We start from the raw sequence: 18,061 nt of genomic DNA on the forward strand, positions 1-18,061 counted from the left end.
AATTAATTCTTAATGAACCGCCCAGTACCGAACGGTACGCTGTGGTGGTGTGAGAGGACGGGGAATAAACTAATTATTTCCCTCCTACTCGATTAAATTAATTAAGGAGGACAATAAATGAGCATTAAAATTACTGTTAATGGAGAAGAAAAAGAAGTTAATAAAGGTTTAAATCTGGCTGAGCTGCTGGGTGAGCTGGATGTAGATCCTGAGGTGACTGTTGTTAAATTAAATGATTCGATGGTACCCCAGGGAGAGCTGGCAGAAAGAGATGTGGAGTCAGGTGATAATATTGAATATATTTTCTTTATGGGGGGAGGAGCTTTCGATTTAACGGAAGAAGAAATCGAGCGCTACAGCCGCCATATTATTCTAAAAGACCTGGGAGGTACAGGTCAGCAGAAAATTAAAGATGCGAAGGTGCTGGTAGTTGGAGCAGGAGGACTTGGTTCTCCTGCTGCTTTTTATCTGGCAGCTGCCGGAGTTGGAACCCTGGGTCTGGTTGACAGTGATCATGTTGATCTGACAAATTTACAGCGTCAGATTCTTCATACAACTGAAGATACAGGTCGGCCCAAGGTGGAGTCAGCCCGCGAAAAACTGGAAGCGATGAACCCCAATGTGGATGTAAAAACATATAATCAATATTTGAATAAAGATAATGTGGAAGCAATTATTGCTGATTATGATATTATAGTGGATGGAGTCGATAATTTTCCCACCCGCTATCTTTTAAATGATGCCTGTGTGATGGCCGGGAAACCGCTGGTTGAGGCTGGAATTCTGCAGTTTTCAGGTCAGCTGACAACTATTATGCCGGGCGAGGGTCCCTGCTACCGCTGTATTTTTGCTGAGCCACCAAAAGAAGGAGCGATCCCGAGCTGTCAGGAAGCAGGAGTGCTGGGAGCAATCGCAGGTACAATTGGAACCCTGCAGGCGACAGAAGTTTTAAAGCTGATTACCGGTATTGGGCGCCCACTTGTCGGCAGAATGTTAGTTTATGATGCAAAAGACCTTTCTTTTAGAGAGGTAGAAGTCAAAAAAAGTGATAACTGTGATGTCTGTGGTGATAATCCGGTGATTACAGAGCTGATGGAATATGAGCTGAGCTGTAATCTGCACCAGCAGCAGGCTGAGGCATAAACACTGCAAAGGAGTGAGTCAATGTCAAAATTAATTCTAAAAAAAGAAGATTATCAGAAAATCCTGGAGTATTCCCTGCAGCATAAACCGGTAGAGGCCTGTGGAATTATAGCGGGTATTATTGATGAAGATGCGGGAAAATATTTTTCAACAAAAGTTTATTTAATGGAGAACACCAAAAACAGCCCCGAACATTATTTAATGGAGCCGGAAGAGCAGTTTGATGTTTTTAAGGATATGAGAGAAAATGAACTTGATTTCATTTCAGTATTTCATTCTCATCCTCATTCACCGGCGCATCCCTCACAGGAAGACATAGATATGGCCAATTACAAAGAGGCTATTTATTTAATTATTTCTCTACAGCAGGAGCAGGAAGATTTTAGAGCCTATTTTATTAAGAATGAGCAGCCGGAAGAAATAGAAGTTGAAGTGCAAATTTAAATTTTTTGTAGTTAGCCAGCCTCTCAAAATTAAGCTGAATATTATTTGCTAATTACTAGCAATTTGCGATATAATAAATATACTGGAGAATACGAAGAGGGGCAGGTGAACCAGATGTCAGAAGCTAAAATTTTAGAAACATTAATTGATCGCTTTGATCGGCTTGAAAACAAATTGGAGGAACATGATCAACGGTTTGATAATATTGATAGTCGACTCGATGAGCATGATAAGCGTTTTGATCAAATTGATAACCGGCTCGATGAGCATGATAAGCGTTTTGATCAAATTGATAACCAGCTTGATGAACATGATCAGCGTTTTGATAAGCTGGATAATATTCTTGAAAATTATGATATTAAACTCTATAATATCAGCAAAACACTAAATAAACGTAGTGATCAATTAGATGAACTGGATTACACAATTGATAAGATTCACAGTCAAACTGTTCGCCTGAGCCTTGAACAGGGCAAACTGGCCATGAAAATTGATCAACTTAAAAACACAAAAACAGAAAAAAGTGAGGAAAATATCAACAGTATTTAATGATGATTAAATATTGCTGACATAATTTTAAACTAAATATCAGGAGCAGTTCCAGGCAGTTAAAAGGAACTGCTCTTTTTGAATGGGCTTGTTTTTGTTGTCTTACTTTGATAAAATTTAGTTAATTTAAATTAAGTAGATTTAGCTCAATAATTACATTAAATTAGATATAATGATAACACCAAAAAGATAAGTATAAATCCGGGATTTATTTTCCATTATTTTCCAAGTACCCGGTACCTAAGGAGGGTCAAATTTGGATCATTTAGACAAATTAGAAAGCAGAAGTATTCATATTTTACGAGAAGCATACAGTGAATTTAAAAATATCTGTATGCTGTGGTCAGTTGGTAAGGACTCAACAGTTATGCTCTGGCTGGCCAGAAAGGCGTTTTTTGGACATGTTCCAATCCCACTGGTACATATTGACACCAGCTATATGATTCCCGAGATGATTGAGCACCGGGATAAGCTGGCTAAAAAGTGGAATCTGGATATGATTTACGGCCAGGATGAAGAGACTCTGGCAGCAGGAGACACTTTTCCCAATGGCAAGGCAACTCACTTAGAATGCTGTGGGCGTCTGAAAACAGCTGCGCTAAAGAATACCTTAAATGGTAACTGGCGCCGCTACCGATATAATCATAATAAAGATGAGTACGAACTGGACAGCAACCGTGAACCTTATACAGGTGTTATTGTTGGTGCCAGAGCAGATGAGGAAGGTTCCCGCTCTAAAGAGAGATATTTCTCTCCCCGGGACCGCAACAATGACTGGGATATTGGAGATCAGCCGCCTGAGTTCTGGGATCAGTATAAGACAGACTTTGCACCGGGGACCCATGTCCGGATTCACCCGCTTTTAGACTGGACTGAGCTTGATGTCTGGGAATATATTCAGCGGGAAAAGATTCCGATGGTCTCACTCTATTTTGATCAGGGTCAGGGTAAACGCTATCGTTCTTTAGGCTGTGCTCCCTGTACTGAGCCGGTGGAATCTACGGCATCCACAGTTGATGAGGTCGTAGAAGAGCTGAAAACCGGTAAGTTTGCCAATATCGCTGAGCGTGAGGGAAGAGCTCAGGATAAAGAAGATGGTGGCGGTCTGGAAGAACTGCGTAAAGACGGGTATATGTAGGGGGTAATGATGAAGAATACAAAAGGAGAACAGGATTTAAATTTAGTTATTGCAGGACATGTTGATCACGGGAAAAGCACGATTATCGGAAGAATGCTGGCAGACACAGATTCTCTGCCTGAGGGTAAATTAGAACAGGTTAAGGAAACCTGCCGCAAAAACTCCAAGCCATTTGAATATGCTTTTCTCTTAGATGCTCTAAAAGATGAACAGGCTCAGGGAATTACTATTGATTCAGCCCGGGTCTTTTTTCAGACAGATATGAGACAGTATATTATTCTTGATGCCCCGGGACACATTGAGTTTTTAAAAAATATGGTAACCGGTGCGGCAAGAGCGGAAGCGGCTCTTTTAGTAATCGATGCCTCAGAGGGAGTTAAAGAAAACTCCCGCCGCCACGGCTACATGCTTTCCATGCTCGGAATCAAACAGATTGCAGTTGTGGTCAACAAGATGGATTTAGTTGATTATGATCAGGATACATATAAGCAGATTGTAGCTGAATACACCGACTTTTTAGCTGAGATTGGTTTAGAGGCAGAGACCTTTATTCCAGTCAGCGGGATGCTCGGTGATAATGTAGCAGATAAGTCAGAAAATATGGACTGGTATCAGGGACAGACAGTTTTAGAACAGTTAGACAGCTTTGAAAATGAAGCTTTACCGCATAATAAACCATTTAGAATGCCGGTTCAGGATGTTTATAAATTTACCAAAGGTGGAGATGACCGCCGCATAGTTGCCGGGACAGTAGGCGCCGGAGAAATGAATGTTGGAGATGAGGTTGTTTTCTATCCCTCCGGTAAAAAAAGTACGGTTAAAAGTATAGAAGGATTTGCAGAAGATAAGCAGCACAAAGTTAAGGTCGGTAAGGCAACCGGATTTACTCTTGATGAACAGATTTATATCACCCGGGGTGAACTTGCTGCCCGAGCTGATGAGGAAGAGCCAGAGGTTTCGGCACGAATTAAGGCCAATTTATTTTGGCTGGCCCGCCAGGACTTAGTTAAGGATAAGGTATATTACTTAAAAGTAGGAACTGCTAAAATTAAGGCCCGTCTGGAAAAAATCAATAGAGTCATTGATGCTTCCAATTTAAATCAGGATGAAAACAAGGAAAAGATTGAGCGCCATGATGTGGCTGAGGTAGTTTTTAAACTTGATAAAGCAATGGCCTTTGACCTGGCAGGAGAGATTGAAGAAACCAGCCGTTTTGTTATTGTCGATGAATTCGAGATTGCCGGTGGTGGAATTATCTCCGAGGCTCTAAAAGATGAGCAGAGCTGGGTTAGAGAAAAGGTTATGCGTCGTAACTACAAGTGGGAGCAGTCCTTGATCAGTCGGGAAGAACGGGCGGAAAAATATAATCAGAAATCAACTCTGATTTTAATTACCGGAGAAGAAGATGTAGGTAAAAAACCAACAGCGAAAGCTTTAGAGAAGAGATTATTTAATGATGGGAAGATGGTTTATTTCCTCGGTATTGGTAATCTACTCTATGGTGTTGATGCTGATATTAAAAACGGTGACAGTGAAAAGAATAAGGAAGAGCATTTACGCCGTCTGGCAGAGGTTTCTCATTTAATGCTTGATGCAGGAGCGATTTTAGTTGTAACAGCGGTTGAGTTGAGTCAATCCGATTTGGAATTGATCAAGACAACGGTTAACCCCCAGCAGATCGAGACAGTCTGGCTGGGAGATAGGGTAACAACTGATTTAGAATTTGATCTCCAGATTCCAGAATTCACTTCTGAGGATCAGGTTTCAGCCCAGATTAAGGGCCTGCTCCAGGACAGGGGGATTATTTTTAGACCATGGTAGATAACATTAAGTGGCATTCAGGTGAAATAAATAAGGCTGCCCGGGAGGAACTGCTGGGGCAGCAGGGAATAGTTTTATGGTTTACCGGGCTTTCGGGCTCCGGTAAATCAACCATTGCTGTTGAGGTGGAAAAGGAGCTTTACCGGAGGGGTAAAGCTTCCTACCGCCTTGATGGTGATAACCTGCGCTTTGGTTTAAATAAAGATCTCGGTTTTACTGCCGAGGACAGGGTGGAAAATATCCGCCGGATCGGTGAGGTAGCTGCTCTTTTTGCAGATGCCGGACTGATTACCCTGGCTTCTTTTATTTCTCCCTACCGTGCCGGCAGAGAGGCTGCCCGGCAGGCTGCAGGGACAGAAAACTTTAAGGAAATCTATATTAGAGCCAGTGTTGAGGCCTGTGCTGAGCGGGATCCCAAAGGACTTTACGCAAAAGCCAAAAAAGGTGAAATCGAAAACTTCACCGGGATATCAGCTCCCTATGAGGAACCGGAAAATCCTGAGCTGGTAGTTGATACCGAAAACTTGAGCCTTGAAGAATCAGTAAAATTGGTACTGGGAGTGATTTAAATTTTAACAAATTGGTCAGTTGAAGGCCGATCCTGATAGCTCAACCTGCAACTCATTATTTTTATAAATATAAGCTTCAGAAGGAGTAATAGATTATGATTAGAAAAATGTCAGCCTGGATTTTTGTTGTAATCTGGATGGGGCTAATCTTCAATTTTTCTGCTCAAAATGGTGCAGAATCTTCCCGGATGAGCCAGGGAATTTCTAAAAAATTATATGAACTATTTAATAATCTTCCTCTTGTCGAGCTTGAATTTAGCTTTTTCCACAGCTTTATTCGTCAGGCTGCTCACTTTTTTGTCTTTTTTGTTCTGGCCCTGCTATTAATTAATGCTTTTAGAATGAGTGGAGTTGTTATTAGGTATTCCATTTTCTATACACTTTTAATAGCTGTTATTTATGCAGCTCTAGATGAATATCATCAGAGCTTTGTTCCCGGTAGAGCAGCTGAATTGAAGGACATTTTTACTGATACTCTGGGTATTTTAGTAGGTGTTGGTTTTTATCGGACGGTTATTTTTATATTTAATTTTTTTTAATGAAACAGTAAAGAGAGCTTAAAATTTATTATTAGCTTTTTTCTTTAATATCCTTGCCAATCCATTTTCAAAGTAATATAATTAAACTAATGAATAATTAATTTTAAATAGATTTTAAAAGTTTATGGAGAAAACAGAGAAAGGAGAGTGAAAATGAGGTGGCTGAAGATAAAACATTAAACTTAATCCTTTCGAAGATTGAAGATCTTGATACTAAGTTTGATAAGTTGGATACTAAGGTTGATAAACTGGATACTAAGATTGTTAAACTGGACTCCAGGGTTGATAAACTGGACTCCAAACTTACTGCTCTGGATTCTCGAGTTGATGGCCTGGAAGTTAATCTTTCAAACTTTAGAGGAGAATTCAATAGTTTTAAAGAGGAGACAAATGATACATTAGCTCGAATTGAGAAAAGAGTTAATGCAACATTTGACCAGGTTGGAGGTTTAAGTGAATACAGAACCACAACTGAAACTCAACTTGATAATATTGAATCCGACATGTCTTTTTATGCTCGCAAACAGATTGAAAATGAAAAAGAAATATATAAATTAGAAAAGAAACTGGCAAAATAGCCGCTTTAACAGCCTCTCCTGTGAGCGAAAATGGGAGAGGTTTTTAAATTTATAGTCTAGGTACCAGGTTCAAAAAGGTTTTTTTGCTGGTACCTAGATATACATTATTTGTCGGAAAGGATGGTTTTATGTTAAAATATTTCAAAGAGATTAGTAAATATATCGGGATAGTTTTTTTCGTGATTCTACTAATCTTACCTCCATTTGCAGGTTTAAGTCCAGCCGGACAGCGGGCGCTGGCAGTTTTTGTGCTGGTTTTAAGCTTCTGGGTTACCCATGTGCTTCCTCTATCAGTGACTTCACTGCTGGGAATTGCCTTGCTGCCCTTACTAAATGTGATGAGCCTCGAACAGACTTTTTCTTTGTTTGGTTCTAAAGCAATCTTTTTTATTCTGGGAGCTTTAATTTTAGCTTCCGGTTTATACCAGACAGGACTGGGATCCAGGCTGGCTTTTAAAATAATTTCTTTTAGCGGCAGCAGCCCTTTAAAACTTTTATATGGAATTTTATTTTCAGCAGCATTTTTGTCTTTAATAATGCCGGCACATGCAGTAGCTGCTCTGCTTTTACCGATAGTCTTAGAAGTTGTAATTAGCTTAGACTTAAAACCATTAGAGAGTAATTATGGTAAGCTGCTATTTTTAACGATGTCCTGGGGAGCAGTTATTGGGGGAATTACAACCTACCTGGGTGGAGCTCGTAATCTGCTGGCTGTTGGCCTTTTAGAAAAGCATTATGGAATTTCAATTGGCTTTTTTGAATGGATTAAATACAGCTGGCCGCTGCCAACATTACTTCTAATTATTCTGGCAGTGATTATTGCAAAATTTGCTGATATTGATATCGAGGATACCTCCTCTTCTTTTGAAAAATTGAAAGCTAAATCAGATGCAAGAGGAGGTCTGTCAAAATCTGAAAAGAAAATGATTGCAATTTTAGGGACAGTAGTATTAAGCTGGTTATTTTTATCTCAGTTAATTGATATTGCAATTACAGCTCTGCTTGGAGGAGTCTTAATTGTCGCTTTTAAGGTAGTGACCTGGCAGGAAGTAGAGGAATATGTAAACTGGGGAGTAATTTTAATGTATGGGGGAGCGGTAGTAGTTGCCTCATCTCTTGTGGAAACCGGAGTTACTGACTGGATGTCGGAAAGGTTTTTCTCACAACTGGAAATAGCTCCATTGTTGTTTGTTGTTTTGATGGCGATTTTCACTTCAGTTTTAACTGAAGGAGTAAGTAATGTTGCTTCTGTTGCAGTAATTTTGCCCTTAGCTTATAGTGCTGCTGAAGCCTACAGTCTAAATCCAATTCTTTTAACATTATCTGTTGCTTTATCTGGTGGTCTTGCTTTTCTGCTGCCGATGGGAACTCCGCCAAATGCAATTGCTTTTTCCTCAGGGTATTATGAGATTAAAGATGCCTTAAAATGGGGGCTTTTGCTCAAAGTACTCGGCTGGATTATTTATATCTTAGTTGCCAGATTTTATTGGCCGCTGATAGGACTGGATATTTTTGTTTAAATGGCTTTAAAATTGTAACTCTCTGGTATATAATATTAAGGTAGTAAACAAAGAGATTATGCAGAAAAAATTAGGGAAATGACTAATTATATTTAAATAAGTGTTAAATTTGTGAGGGATAAAGATGAAAAAATATATGTTGATTTTATTCAGTTATGGGGATCTAAAAAAAATTAATGAGCACCTGGAAAAAATAATAAGCAAAAATGATAAACTTTTTGTGAGAGCTGTAATGTTTGAGAATGTACCTAAACTTTCTGAACATCTAATATCTGATGAGGGAGTTTTAGGAAAGAAAGTTGTACGTGATTTAGAAAATTCTGTTGTTGACATTTATCATGATAATGCAAAAAAATACTTAGAAGAAATAAAAGAAATGGCAGCCAAAAATAAATTTGAGCTGGACACAAAATTAGTTGATGATCATGATTTAGAAAAATTAAAAAAAGAGATCACAGCAGCAGAACTTGATAGAGTCTTTATTAATTTTTCTCATAACGAATATATTTCCAACCAGGTTAAAGAGGAAAAGATTAAAAGCTGGTTGAAAAAGATCAAACTGCCGCAGGATATTTTTTATGATGGTAAGCTGGAAAGGTAAATAGCCCTATAAGCACTCCTGGCAGATTTTACTAAATGCTAAGAGTTTTTTGTTAATCCTTTTCTACAATAATTAATTTTTTAGAATCAAAATTATCAACTTTTGCTTTGTCTGTGGTAATAAATTTATTGCAGTCATTTATATCTGCAAAAACATAGCGAGAATCAGCGCCAATTTTAGTAGAGTCCGCTAAAAAATATACTTCTTTAGATTTTTCAATTACAATTCTATTAATTTCTGCAACGTCAATATTTGAAGTTGAAAGACCATTATCTAAGGTAATCCCAGAAGCTCCAATAAAACATTTATCAAAATTCATATTAGAAACCTGTTTAATTGCAGAAGGACCAACTAAAACTGCAATATTAGTCAGGACACTGCCCCCCAATAAAATTGTTTTAATTTTATACTTTAATAATTCATCTATGTGAAAAGCACCATTGGTCACGACTGTAACATTTTTCCCTTTTAAATGTTTTATAATATGGTTTTCAGTTGTTCCGGGACCTAAAAAGATAAATTGTCCGTCTTTGACTAGGGTAGAAGCATAACTGGAAACCGCTTCTTTTTCTTCTTTATTAAGTTTCATTTTTTCTTCAAAAGATTTTTCAGCAACACTAACAACTAATTTAGCTGCTCCGCCTGTTAAAATTTCTACTTGACCTTCTTCTTCCAAAGTTTTAAGATCTCTCCTCACAGTTGCCACAGATACATCTGTCTTTTCCTGAATTTCATCTAAATAAACTATATCCTTTGAATGCAGTAAATCTAAGATTAAATTTCTTCTTTTGTAAGGAATCATTTTAGATCAAACCTCCTTAATATTTTTTAATATTATCATTTTTTTTCAAAAAAAACAAGCTAGAAAATAAAAAAACAAGCAAAAAAATCATATTTTGGCGTAAAACATGCTAAAAAGTGAATATTTTTTTAAAAAATTGATTTATCATGAAAAAATAAGTTTTAATATGGAGTAATTGACCAATATATAATCAAAAAATATCAAATATTTTCAAAAAGAGCTTGACATCGTGAAATCTGAGTGCTATTATTAAGATAATAAATAATTTTCAAAAAATTAAAAATTCAAGGGGAGATTTAAATGAAAAAGCTGGCTTCAAAATCTTTAGTCTTATTGTTGGTTATCTCTTTTTTAATGGGTGCAAGTTTAATGGTTATGGCCCAGGAAGTTCCAGAAGCAATAGCTGGTAAAGACTTAAAAATGGCTTTAGTTAAAGAGTGGGGAACTGGTACTCATATGATGATGCATATTAATGGAAGCAAGGCTGAAGCTGAAAAATATGGTATCGATTTAAGCGTAATTGATGCCAATAACGACTTATTGGAAATGACAAATGGTATTGAAAATGCTATTTCTAATGAAATGGATGCTATTTTAATTTCTCACGGTAAGGCAGATGCTTTATATGCCTCTGTAGAAAAAGCATTAAAAGCCGGTATTCCAGTAATTGTTTTTGATAATGATTTTGATGTTCCTCGTGAAATTCATCAGGGTAAATTAGTTTCGATTGACCAGTATGATTTGATGATGGGTTTAATTTCTCAAATGTCACTAGTTGAAGAAATGGATGGAGAAGCCAATGTAGTTTACAATCGTGTAGCTAATGTTCCTCCAACTGATAAAAGGCATAGAATCTGGGAAGGTGCTATTTTACCAACATATACAGGTATTGAGGTTGTAGCTACAATTGACCAGGGAACAGATAACCCAATGGGAGATGCTCAAACTGCCTTAGAAACAATATTAACTACCAGTGATGAAGGTGAAATTGATGCTGTATATGCAGTGTGGGATGAATATGCTAAAGGGTTTTACAATGCAATAGTAGATTCAGGTAAAGAAATTCCACTTTATTCTGTAGATATCTCCAATCAGGATTTAGCTATGATGCAGGATCATCCGGAAATTTGGAGATCTTCAGCTGCTGTTAACCCTGCTATAGTAGGAGAAGTTCAAATCAGACTGGCCCTGAAAGCTCTTGCTGGCGAAGATATACCAAGGTATTATTCTTTAGATCCTGTTTTAGTTCATGTTGATGATCTTCCATCTAAAGAAGAAAAAAGAGTAACAATGGATGATCTATCAGATATTTATGATGGCTGGGGAAGCAGTAATGCTTTTGTAGAAGACTGGATGCATACTTTAGAAGAATCAGTTAAATAAATTAAAATCAATAGAAAAAGACTAAAGCTTGCTGGGATTTACCCAGCAAGCTTTACTAAAATTCCTTTAATAGGAAGTGGTAGAATGCTTGAGATGAAAAATATAACAAAAGAGTTTCCTGGTGTAAGAGCTTTAGACGGTGTAAATTTTAATGTTGGAGATTCAGAAATTCATGCTTTAGTCGGTGCCAATGGGGCTGGGAAAAGCACACTGATGAAGGTACTGGCTGGAGTCTATAACACTTTTGATGGAGAAATTTTAATTGATGGAAGAAAAATTGATATTTCAAATCCCAAACAGGCGAAAAAAGAAGGGATTGTAATAGTTTATCAGGAAGTTGACACAGCCTTAATTCCATCTTTAAGTGTAGCAGAAAACATTATGATGGATTATATGATCAATGATCAGCAGAATACTTTTATGGACTGGAAATATATTAAAAAGAGGGCAAAAGAAGAGGTAGAAGCTTTGGATTTAGATATCAATGTCAATAAGAATGTGGGAGAACTTTCTTTATCAGAAAAACAGATGGTTTTAATCGGTAGGGCAGTATTCTTGAAGGCTAAATATTTAATTTTAGATGAGCCAACAGCACCACTCAGCCTGGAAGAATCAAAAAAACTTTTTGAAATTGTTAATAAGCTTCAGAATCAGGGAATGAGTATAATATTTATTTCTCACAGACTGGATGAAGTTTTTAAGATTTGTGAAAAGGTGAGTGTTTTAAGAAATGGTCAATTTATTGGCTCCTATGATCTTAAAGAGATGACTATTGATAAAGTGGTAGAGAAAATGCTGGGTCGAAAACTTGAGAACAGCTTTCCTAAAATTGACTGTGAAGTTAATGGAACAATTTTTGAGGCATCAAATTTATCGGGTAAAAATGGGATTGACAGCGTTAATCTTAAAGTTAGAGCCGGAGAAATAGTAGGACTGGCAGGGCTTGTTGGAGCCGGCAAAACTGAATTGAGTAAACTACTTTTTGGTGAATCAAAAGTTACTGCTGGAAAGATCAAGCTGCATGATCAGGAAATTTATAATAACAATACTTACCAGGCGGTGACAAATGGACTGGCTTTAGTGCCAGAAGAAAGACATACAGAAGGAGTATTAGTTAATGAGTCGATAGAAACAAATCTGACTCTAGTGAATTTAGACCATTACTGCCGTAATTCATTTATGAGCAGAAGAAAAATCAAAGAAGCCAGTTTAAAGGTGATAGATAATGTTGGTATCAAAACTCCGAGTGAGAAGCAGTTGGTTAATAATTTAAGTGGTGGTAACCAGCAAAAGGTCTCTATTGGGAAATGGCTCTTAGCTGATTATGAAGTTTATATTTTTGATGAACCGACTAAGGGAATAGATGTAGGTTCAAAGGCTGAAATCTATAAGCTGATCGGTGAAATAGTAAGTAACGGTAAGGGTGTTATCTACGCCTCTAGTGAATTTGAAGAAATTTTAGGATTAACAGATAGAGTTTATGTAATGTATGATGGTAAAATTGTTAAAGAATTAAAAACTAGTGAAACTGATGAAGAAGAGCTGTTATTTTATTCTACTGGAGGTGGAAGTAGTGAAGACTGAAGAAAAAAATAGTATAGACTTATTTAATTTACTTTATAAATATGGAACTATTTTTGTTATCCTGGCCACAATTTTGTTTTTTTCAATATTCCTAGATAATTTTATGAAATTCTCTAATATAATTAATATTTTCCGCTCGGTTTCGATAGTGGGTTTAATCTCATTGGCGATTACGATGTCTTTAACAGTCGATGGTTTAGATCTTTCAGCAGCAGCGATTGCAGGCTTTGCAGCTGTTATAGCAGCAAAGTTTATGGTTATCTGGGAACTGGGAACTGTGCCAGCAATAATCGTACCTATTTTAGTTGGAGTAATTGTTGGAGGAGTAAACGCCTTTTTTATTATCAAAATGAATATTTCTGACCTGCTGGCTACTTTATCGATGATGTTTTTATTAACAGGTATTTCAGTAACTTTTCAGAGCGGTACAGCAATTTATAATTATATGCCTCTCCCTAATAATCAGGGGATGGCACCAGGGGTCTTAACTGATGCCTATTTATTTTTAGGTAAGGGTACAATCTTTAGGATTCCAGTTCCGGTAATTATTATGTTAATAGTAGCCTTGTTTGTATTTGTTTTTTTAAATCATACTAAATATGGCCGCTTCTTTTATATGATCGGTAGTAATCAGGAAGCTGCAAAGCTTTCAGGAATTCCAGTTAAAAAATATAAAACAATAGCTTATATGATGTCAGGATTTATAGCTGCAGTAGCCGGCCTGGTTTTAGGAGCCAGAATGGGTTCTGGTGAGGTAAGTGCTGGAGACCCTTATTTAATGGATTCAGTTGCGGCTGCATTTATCGGCTTTTCAGTTTTTGGAATCGGCCGCCCCAATGCACTGGGTACCATTTTGGGAGCTTTACTGATGGGAACCCTATTAAATGGGCTGGTTATGATGAACTTCCCCTATTATTCACAGGATATCGTAAAGGGAATTGTCTTAATTCTAGCTCTAAGTCTGACATATTATAAGAAAAAGAACTGATAATTGATAGATGTTTTATTAAGCAAAACTCAAGGAGGAATTTAAATGACTAAAAGTATTGTACCAGCCAAACTAAATGAGAGTGATGATAAGTTAATCTTACTGGATCAAACATTATTACCGGAAGAAGAAAAATACTTAGAGCTGGATACCAAAGAAGGTGTCTGGGAAGCAATTAAAAAACTTAGTGTTAGAGGAGCACCTGCTATAGGAATTGCAGCGGCCTATGGTCTATATGTCTGTCTAAATAAAGTTGAAACTGATTCTGTGGCTGAGCTGGAAGAGGAAATGGAAGAAGTCAGCGATTATCTTGCTACTTCCCGGCCGACAGCTGTCAACCTATTCTGGGCATTAAAGCGGATGAAAAAAAGATTTGAACTGGAAAAAGCTGAGGGCAAAAATGTTCAGGAAATAAAAGCAGCCCTTTTAGAAGAAAGTGATGAAATTTTAGACGAAGACCAAAAAATGGATATTGCAATTGGAGAACATGCTCTAAATTTACTTGAGCCGGGAATGGGACTTTTAACCCACTGTAATGCCGGTGGACTTGCGACTTCCGGTTATGGAACTGCAGAAGCTCCAATGTATCTCGGTTATGACAAAGGTTATGATTTCAAAATCTATGCTGATGAAACAAGACCATTACTCCAGGGTGCACGGATTACATCCTTTGAATTATATAAAGCCGGTCTTGATGTAACAGTAATTACTGATAATATGGCAGCCCAGGTGATGAAGGAAGGAAAAATAGATGCGGTTTTAGTAGGATCTGACAGAATTGCTGCCAATGGTGATGCAGCAAATAAAATTGGAACCCTGGGAGTTGCAATCTTAGCCAAAGAATATGGAATCCCAATGTATTTCTTGGCACCTACTTCTACTATTGATATGGAAACAGCAACCGGAGACGAGATTGAAATTGAATTAAGAGATCCCGAAGAAATAAGAAATGGTTTTGGCCGCCGCACCGCTCCGAAAGAAGTAAAAGCCTATAATCCGGCCTTTGATGTAACTCCAACTAAATACATTACAGCAATCATTACCGAAAAAGGGGTAGTCAAAGCACCATTTAAAGAAAATATAGAAAAATTATTTAAAGACTAATCTATTTCAGTTTAAGAATCTTTAAATTTTGGTGGTGATAAAAATCAAGAGTATAGATGTCTTAGCGGTTGGTGATCCTGCAGTAGAAGTTTATAATGATTCCAAATATGGGTTTTTAGAAGAATTCAAAAAAACTAAAGATATTGATGTAAACTTTGAGATTGTTAGCTTCAATAAATATTACGAAGAATTGATGGAGTCTTTTCAGAAATATAAATATGATGTGGTGATGGTCGCCGGTCATTTATGGTTAAAGGAGTTTGTAGAAAAGGGTTATTTAGCAGAACTTAAATTGGCTGCAGCTCAAAATTACAACTATCTTGATATAGTGGCGGAGATCAGAGAAGAGTTAGAATTGGATGGCAGAAGATATCTACTTCCCTCTTTTTCTGATGGACATATTTTAATTTATCGTAAATCAGATAAAACGAAAAATATTGCTGAAAAAATAACGATCAAAGAACTAATTGCTGTTGTAAAAAGTTTTGAAAAACAGTCAGCTCCACTTGTGCTAAAAGCAGATGCCTCAGAAATATTTCTTGATCTTCTGCCCTATTTTAGAGCCAGAAGCCTGGAGCCTTTTTCAGAAACTGGACAATTTCTTTTAAATAATCAGTCCGGCAGAGCAGCCTTAAATGATTATTTAGATTTAAAAAAATACTGCCAGAAAAATGTAATAAACTTCGGCAATCAGGAAGTTAAAGAAGCTATCCAAAAAAAGGAAGTAGAGCTGGCAGTAACCTGGAGTGGACAGCTGGGTACAGTAATGGATGAGCATTGTCTGGAAAAAGAATCTCTTGATTTTGCTTACTTTGAGCAGCCCTGGAAAACAACCTGGTCCTTTGCTTTAAATAACTTAAGTCAGAAAAAAGAGGCTGCAGCAGAATTTATGTACTATATTACTTCTCAAAAAGTGGACAAAGTTGTTGGTGCCCACTGCGGTAATCCAACCCGCTTTTCTAATTTTGAAGCGGATCGGGATAAATTTCGCTGGTATAAAGTAGTACTTAAAATGCTGACTAACTCAAAAAGTCTGCCTGATCTAAAAAATACAGGCAGCTTAATTGGCAGCTGCAGTTGTGAATTTCATCAGGCATTAATGGGAAAGATAAGCGCTGAAGAAGCATTGAATAATATAGAAAAACTAATATGAGGTGATAAAATTGGTTGAATATAAAATTTTAGATTCAAACTCAGTTAAAGATTATATTTTAGAAATCATGCCGGATTATTGTGCTGAGCGTGATGATTTAAAAGTAGAAGAAGTTGGAGATGGAAATTTAAACTTGGTTTTTAAAGTTAATAATTCAAAAGACTCTGCTAAAAAAACACTGATTTTAAAGCAGGCTTTACCCTATGTTCGACTGGTTGGTAAGGACTGGCCGATGACCAGAGACCGCTCCCGGATAGAATCAGAAGCAATCAAAGTACAGGCCAATTACTGCCCTGATTATGTTCCAAAAATATTTTTTACAGATAATGAGATGAGTGTCTTTATTATGGAAGATTTAAGTGATTATAATTTATATGCCTATAATTTAATGCAGGGCGAAAAAAATGACTATATAGCTGAGATAGTTGGCGAATTTTTAGCAGAGAACTTTTTCCACAGTTCAGATTTAGGAATGGATGCTAAGGAAAAGAAAAATGAGGTTAAAAAGTTTATCAACCCTGACCTCTGTAAGATCACAGAAGATTTAATTTTTACCGAGCCTTATTTTGATGTTGAAAGAAATAATGTTTCTGAAAGTTTAAGACCATTTCTGGAAGAAGATTTCTGGCTGCGGGATGAATTAAAAACTGAGGTTGCTAAGTTAAAATATAATTTTATGAACCATGCTGAAGCTTTACTGCATGGTGATATGCATACCCGCAGTATTTTTGTCAAAGATGACAGTGTTAAAATATTTGATCAGGAATTTGCTTTCTATGGACCAATGGGTTTTGATTTCGGTCTATTTTTCGGTAATCTGCTGCTTAATTTTGTGACTCAGGAATACTGGAATAAAGATAAGGCAGTTGAGATGCAGGACCATATTATTGAGGTTATAAATGATACCTGGCATAAATTTGAAGAAAGATTTTTAGAATTAATGGATCAGTCAGAAGATAGAATGTATTCTCTGGAAAGTATGAAAGATATTTTTATCAAACACCTATTGGCAGAAATTGCTGGCTACACAGGTACTTCAGCTATTCGCAGGGTACACGGTCTGGCAGGTGTTCCTGAATTCTGGGATATTGAAGATGAAAAAACCAGAGCTGATTTAAAGATTAAGGCACTGAACCTTGGTTCTGAATTAATAGTAAAAAGAAAAAATTTTGAGAGTATAGATGATTTGCTGGATGTAGTTAGAAAGTATAAAATTTAAAGCTGAAGGAGTTTTCTATGAAATTAGAAAAAGAGCGGAATTTAATTGTTGAATACGGCAAAAAACTAATTGACTCAGATCTAACTACAGGTACAGGTGGAAATTTAAGTATTTTAAATAAAGATAAAAAGCTGGTGGCGATCAGTCCCAGTGGTGTTGACTATTATCAGGTCAAAAAAGAAGATATAGTAGTCATCGATTTAGACGGCAATATTGTTGAAGGAAATAACAAGCCTTCAAGTGAGTTAGCTATGCACTTAGCAGTTTATAATAATCGAGATGATATATTCTCAGTTATTCATACTCATTCAATTTATGCTACTTCAATTGCCTGTTTGAATATTGAGCTGCCGGCTGTGCATTATATGATTGCTGTTGCTGGAGATAAGGTTCCCTGTGCAAAATATGCTAGTTTTGGGACTGAAGAGCTGGCTCAAAACGCCATAGAAAGCCTCGGCAGCAAATATAAAGCAGTTTTACTGGCCAATCATGGTCTTTTAAGCTGTGGCCCTGACATCAAGGGAGCTTTCAATGTGGCTGAAGAAATAGAATATGTGGCTGAAGTTTATTTTAGAACTAAAGCAATTGGAGAACCGGTGATTATAGATTCAGCAGAAATGAAAAGGATGGAAAAAGCTTTTGAAACTTATGGTCAGTAAAGATTTAAGCTAATATGTTAATAGTGTTCATATTTAAATTCTGTTATAGATTTGAGCAGCAGTTTCAATAATCATTTTGTTGTAAGTTATACTGAATATTAAGCTGGATTTGAATAGAAAAAAATAAATTTTATGTCATAAACTTCTTTTGGATTGAATTTAAGTTCTCAGTTCAAAAGAAGTTTTTTATTGCAAACCTCATAAAAGACAAATATTTAGAGAATAATATTTTTACTAAAAATTTTGCTTGACTTTTAGTAAAAATAT

The 18,061-nt window shown here is 36.7% G+C and carries 18 protein-coding genes and 1 pseudogene; 18 read left to right on the plus strand and 1 reads right to left on the minus strand.

From position 1 onward, the window contains the following. Positions 1 to 117: 117 nt before the first annotated feature. The 11 genes and pseudogenes from thiS to DFR79_RS11740 form a co-directional block, all read left to right on the plus strand. A pseudogene (gene thiS / locus DFR79_RS16550) lies at positions 118 to 309 on the plus strand (sulfur carrier protein ThiS); the annotation flags it as partial. Continuing rightward, positions 310 to 1,143 carry a HesA/MoeB/ThiF family protein gene (locus DFR79_RS11695; protein WP_432207097.1) on the plus strand — a complete coding sequence of 278 codons (834 nt, stop codon included), beginning with the start codon at positions 310 to 312 and terminating at the stop codon, positions 1,141 to 1,143. It begins immediately after the preceding pseudogene. A gap of 21 nt (positions 1,144 to 1,164) precedes the next feature. After that, positions 1,165 to 1,587 (plus strand): M67 family metallopeptidase, encoded by a 423-nt coding sequence (locus tag DFR79_RS11700; protein WP_133515666.1) that lies wholly within the window; start codon positions 1,165 to 1,167, stop codon positions 1,585 to 1,587. Positions 1,588 to 1,701: 114 nt separating this feature from the next. Further along, a complete protein-coding gene (locus tag DFR79_RS11705; RefSeq protein ID WP_133515667.1) occupies positions 1,702 to 2,136 on the plus strand; it encodes a hypothetical protein in 435 nt (144 codons plus the stop codon). Positions 2,137 to 2,392: 256 nt separating this feature from the next. Beyond that, positions 2,393 to 3,274: a sulfate adenylyltransferase subunit CysD gene (gene cysD / locus DFR79_RS11710; RefSeq protein WP_111570629.1), complete on the plus strand. Its 882-nt coding sequence runs from the start codon at positions 2,393 to 2,395 to the stop codon at positions 3,272 to 3,274. 9 nt (positions 3,275 to 3,283) lie between these two features. After that, positions 3,284 to 5,095, plus strand: coding sequence for a GTP-binding protein (locus DFR79_RS11715; protein ID WP_133515668.1), 1,812 nt, complete (start codon positions 3,284 to 3,286; stop codon positions 5,093 to 5,095). Beyond that, a complete protein-coding gene (gene cysC / locus DFR79_RS11720; protein ID WP_133515669.1) occupies positions 5,089 to 5,664 on the plus strand; it encodes an adenylyl-sulfate kinase in 576 nt (191 codons plus the stop codon). Before DFR79_RS11715 ends, cysC begins: the two co-directional genes overlap by 7 nt. A 95-nt stretch (positions 5,665 to 5,759) precedes the next feature. Next, positions 5,760 to 6,203, plus strand: a complete 444-nt coding sequence (locus DFR79_RS11725) for a VanZ family protein (protein WP_133515670.1) — start codon at positions 5,760 to 5,762, stop codon at positions 6,201 to 6,203. A 158-nt stretch (positions 6,204 to 6,361) separates the two neighbouring features. Then, complete coding sequence (locus DFR79_RS11730; RefSeq protein WP_133515671.1) at positions 6,362 to 6,781, plus strand: hypothetical protein; 420 nt, start codon at positions 6,362 to 6,364, stop codon at positions 6,779 to 6,781. A 128-nt stretch (positions 6,782 to 6,909) separates the two neighbouring features. Further along, complete coding sequence (locus DFR79_RS11735) at positions 6,910 to 8,301, plus strand: SLC13 family permease (RefSeq protein WP_133515672.1); 1,392 nt, start codon at positions 6,910 to 6,912, stop codon at positions 8,299 to 8,301. 124 nt (positions 8,302 to 8,425) lie between these two features. Then, positions 8,426 to 8,902, plus strand: a complete 477-nt coding sequence (locus tag DFR79_RS11740) for a hypothetical protein (protein ID WP_133515673.1) — start codon at positions 8,426 to 8,428, stop codon at positions 8,900 to 8,902. Positions 8,903 to 8,954: 52 nt separating this feature from the next. Here DFR79_RS11740 and DFR79_RS11745 read toward each other — a convergent pair whose 3' ends face one another. Next, positions 8,955 to 9,704, minus strand: coding sequence for a DeoR/GlpR family DNA-binding transcription regulator (locus tag DFR79_RS11745; RefSeq protein WP_133515674.1), 750 nt, complete (start codon positions 9,702 to 9,704; stop codon positions 8,955 to 8,957). 300 nt (positions 9,705 to 10,004) lie between these two features. On the opposite strand from DFR79_RS11745, the gene DFR79_RS11750 reads away from it, so the two are divergent. The 7 genes from DFR79_RS11750 (at position 10,005) to DFR79_RS11780 (ending at position 17,794) form a co-directional block, all read left to right on the plus strand. After that, positions 10,005 to 11,087: a sugar ABC transporter substrate-binding protein gene (locus DFR79_RS11750; RefSeq protein ID WP_133515675.1), complete on the plus strand. Its 1,083-nt coding sequence runs from the start codon at positions 10,005 to 10,007 to the stop codon at positions 11,085 to 11,087. A gap of 84 nt (positions 11,088 to 11,171) precedes the next feature. Further along, entirely contained in the window at positions 11,172 to 12,671 is a 1,500-nt protein-coding gene (locus DFR79_RS11755; RefSeq protein ID WP_133515676.1) for a sugar ABC transporter ATP-binding protein, read from the plus strand. Further along, positions 12,661 to 13,659 carry an ABC transporter permease gene (locus DFR79_RS11760; RefSeq protein ID WP_208107544.1) on the plus strand — a complete coding sequence of 333 codons (999 nt, stop codon included), beginning with the start codon at positions 12,661 to 12,663 and terminating at the stop codon, positions 13,657 to 13,659. The genes DFR79_RS11755 and DFR79_RS11760 overlap by 11 nt, the downstream gene beginning before the upstream one ends. 45 nt (positions 13,660 to 13,704) lie before the next feature. Beyond that, positions 13,705 to 14,763 (plus strand): S-methyl-5-thioribose-1-phosphate isomerase, encoded by a 1,059-nt coding sequence (mtnA, locus tag DFR79_RS11765; RefSeq protein ID WP_133515678.1) that lies wholly within the window; start codon positions 13,705 to 13,707, stop codon positions 14,761 to 14,763. A 31-nt stretch (positions 14,764 to 14,794) separates the two neighbouring features. Beyond that, positions 14,795 to 15,916 carry an ABC transporter substrate-binding protein gene (locus tag DFR79_RS11770; protein WP_243727786.1) on the plus strand — a complete coding sequence of 374 codons (1,122 nt, stop codon included), beginning with the start codon at positions 14,795 to 14,797 and terminating at the stop codon, positions 15,914 to 15,916. A gap of 10 nt (positions 15,917 to 15,926) precedes the next feature. Continuing rightward, positions 15,927 to 17,135: an S-methyl-5-thioribose kinase gene (mtnK, locus tag DFR79_RS11775; protein ID WP_133515680.1), complete on the plus strand. Its 1,209-nt coding sequence runs from the start codon at positions 15,927 to 15,929 to the stop codon at positions 17,133 to 17,135. A 17-nt stretch (positions 17,136 to 17,152) separates the two neighbouring features. Further along, positions 17,153 to 17,794, plus strand: coding sequence for an L-fuculose-phosphate aldolase (locus tag DFR79_RS11780; protein WP_133515681.1), 642 nt, complete (start codon positions 17,153 to 17,155; stop codon positions 17,792 to 17,794). The last annotated feature ends 267 nt before the right edge of the window (positions 17,795 to 18,061 follow it).

Source organism: Halanaerobium saccharolyticum, assembly GCF_004362045.1.
Classification (GTDB): Bacteria; Bacillota; Halanaerobiia; order Halanaerobiales; family Halanaerobiaceae; genus Halanaerobium; species Halanaerobium saccharolyticum_C.

Coding starts and splice junctions, on each gene's coding strand:
- DFR79_RS11695 (WP_432207097.1), top strand. CDS start 310: ATGGGGGGAGGAGCTTTCGATTTAACGGAAGAAGAAATCGAGCGCTAC.
- DFR79_RS11700 (WP_133515666.1), top strand. CDS start 1,165: ATGTCAAAATTAATTCTAAAAAAAGAAGATTATCAGAAAATCCTGGAG.
- DFR79_RS11705 (WP_133515667.1), top strand. CDS start 1,702: ATGTCAGAAGCTAAAATTTTAGAAACATTAATTGATCGCTTTGATCGG.
- DFR79_RS11715 (WP_133515668.1), top strand. CDS start 3,284: ATGAAGAATACAAAAGGAGAACAGGATTTAAATTTAGTTATTGCAGGA.
- cysC (WP_133515669.1), top strand. CDS start 5,089: ATGGTAGATAACATTAAGTGGCATTCAGGTGAAATAAATAAGGCTGCC.
- DFR79_RS11725 (WP_133515670.1), top strand. CDS start 5,760: ATGATTAGAAAAATGTCAGCCTGGATTTTTGTTGTAATCTGGATGGGG.
- DFR79_RS11735 (WP_133515672.1), top strand. CDS start 6,910: ATGTTAAAATATTTCAAAGAGATTAGTAAATATATCGGGATAGTTTTT.
- DFR79_RS11740 (WP_133515673.1), top strand. CDS start 8,426: ATGAAAAAATATATGTTGATTTTATTCAGTTATGGGGATCTAAAAAAA.
- DFR79_RS11745 (WP_133515674.1), bottom strand. CDS start 9,704: ATGATTCCTTACAAAAGAAGAAATTTAATCTTAGATTTACTGCATTCA.
- DFR79_RS11750 (WP_133515675.1), top strand. CDS start 10,005: ATGAAAAAGCTGGCTTCAAAATCTTTAGTCTTATTGTTGGTTATCTCT.
- DFR79_RS11755 (WP_133515676.1), top strand. CDS start 11,172: ATGCTTGAGATGAAAAATATAACAAAAGAGTTTCCTGGTGTAAGAGCT.
- mtnA (WP_133515678.1), top strand. CDS start 13,705: ATGACTAAAAGTATTGTACCAGCCAAACTAAATGAGAGTGATGATAAG.
- DFR79_RS11780 (WP_133515681.1), top strand. CDS start 17,153: ATGAAATTAGAAAAAGAGCGGAATTTAATTGTTGAATACGGCAAAAAA.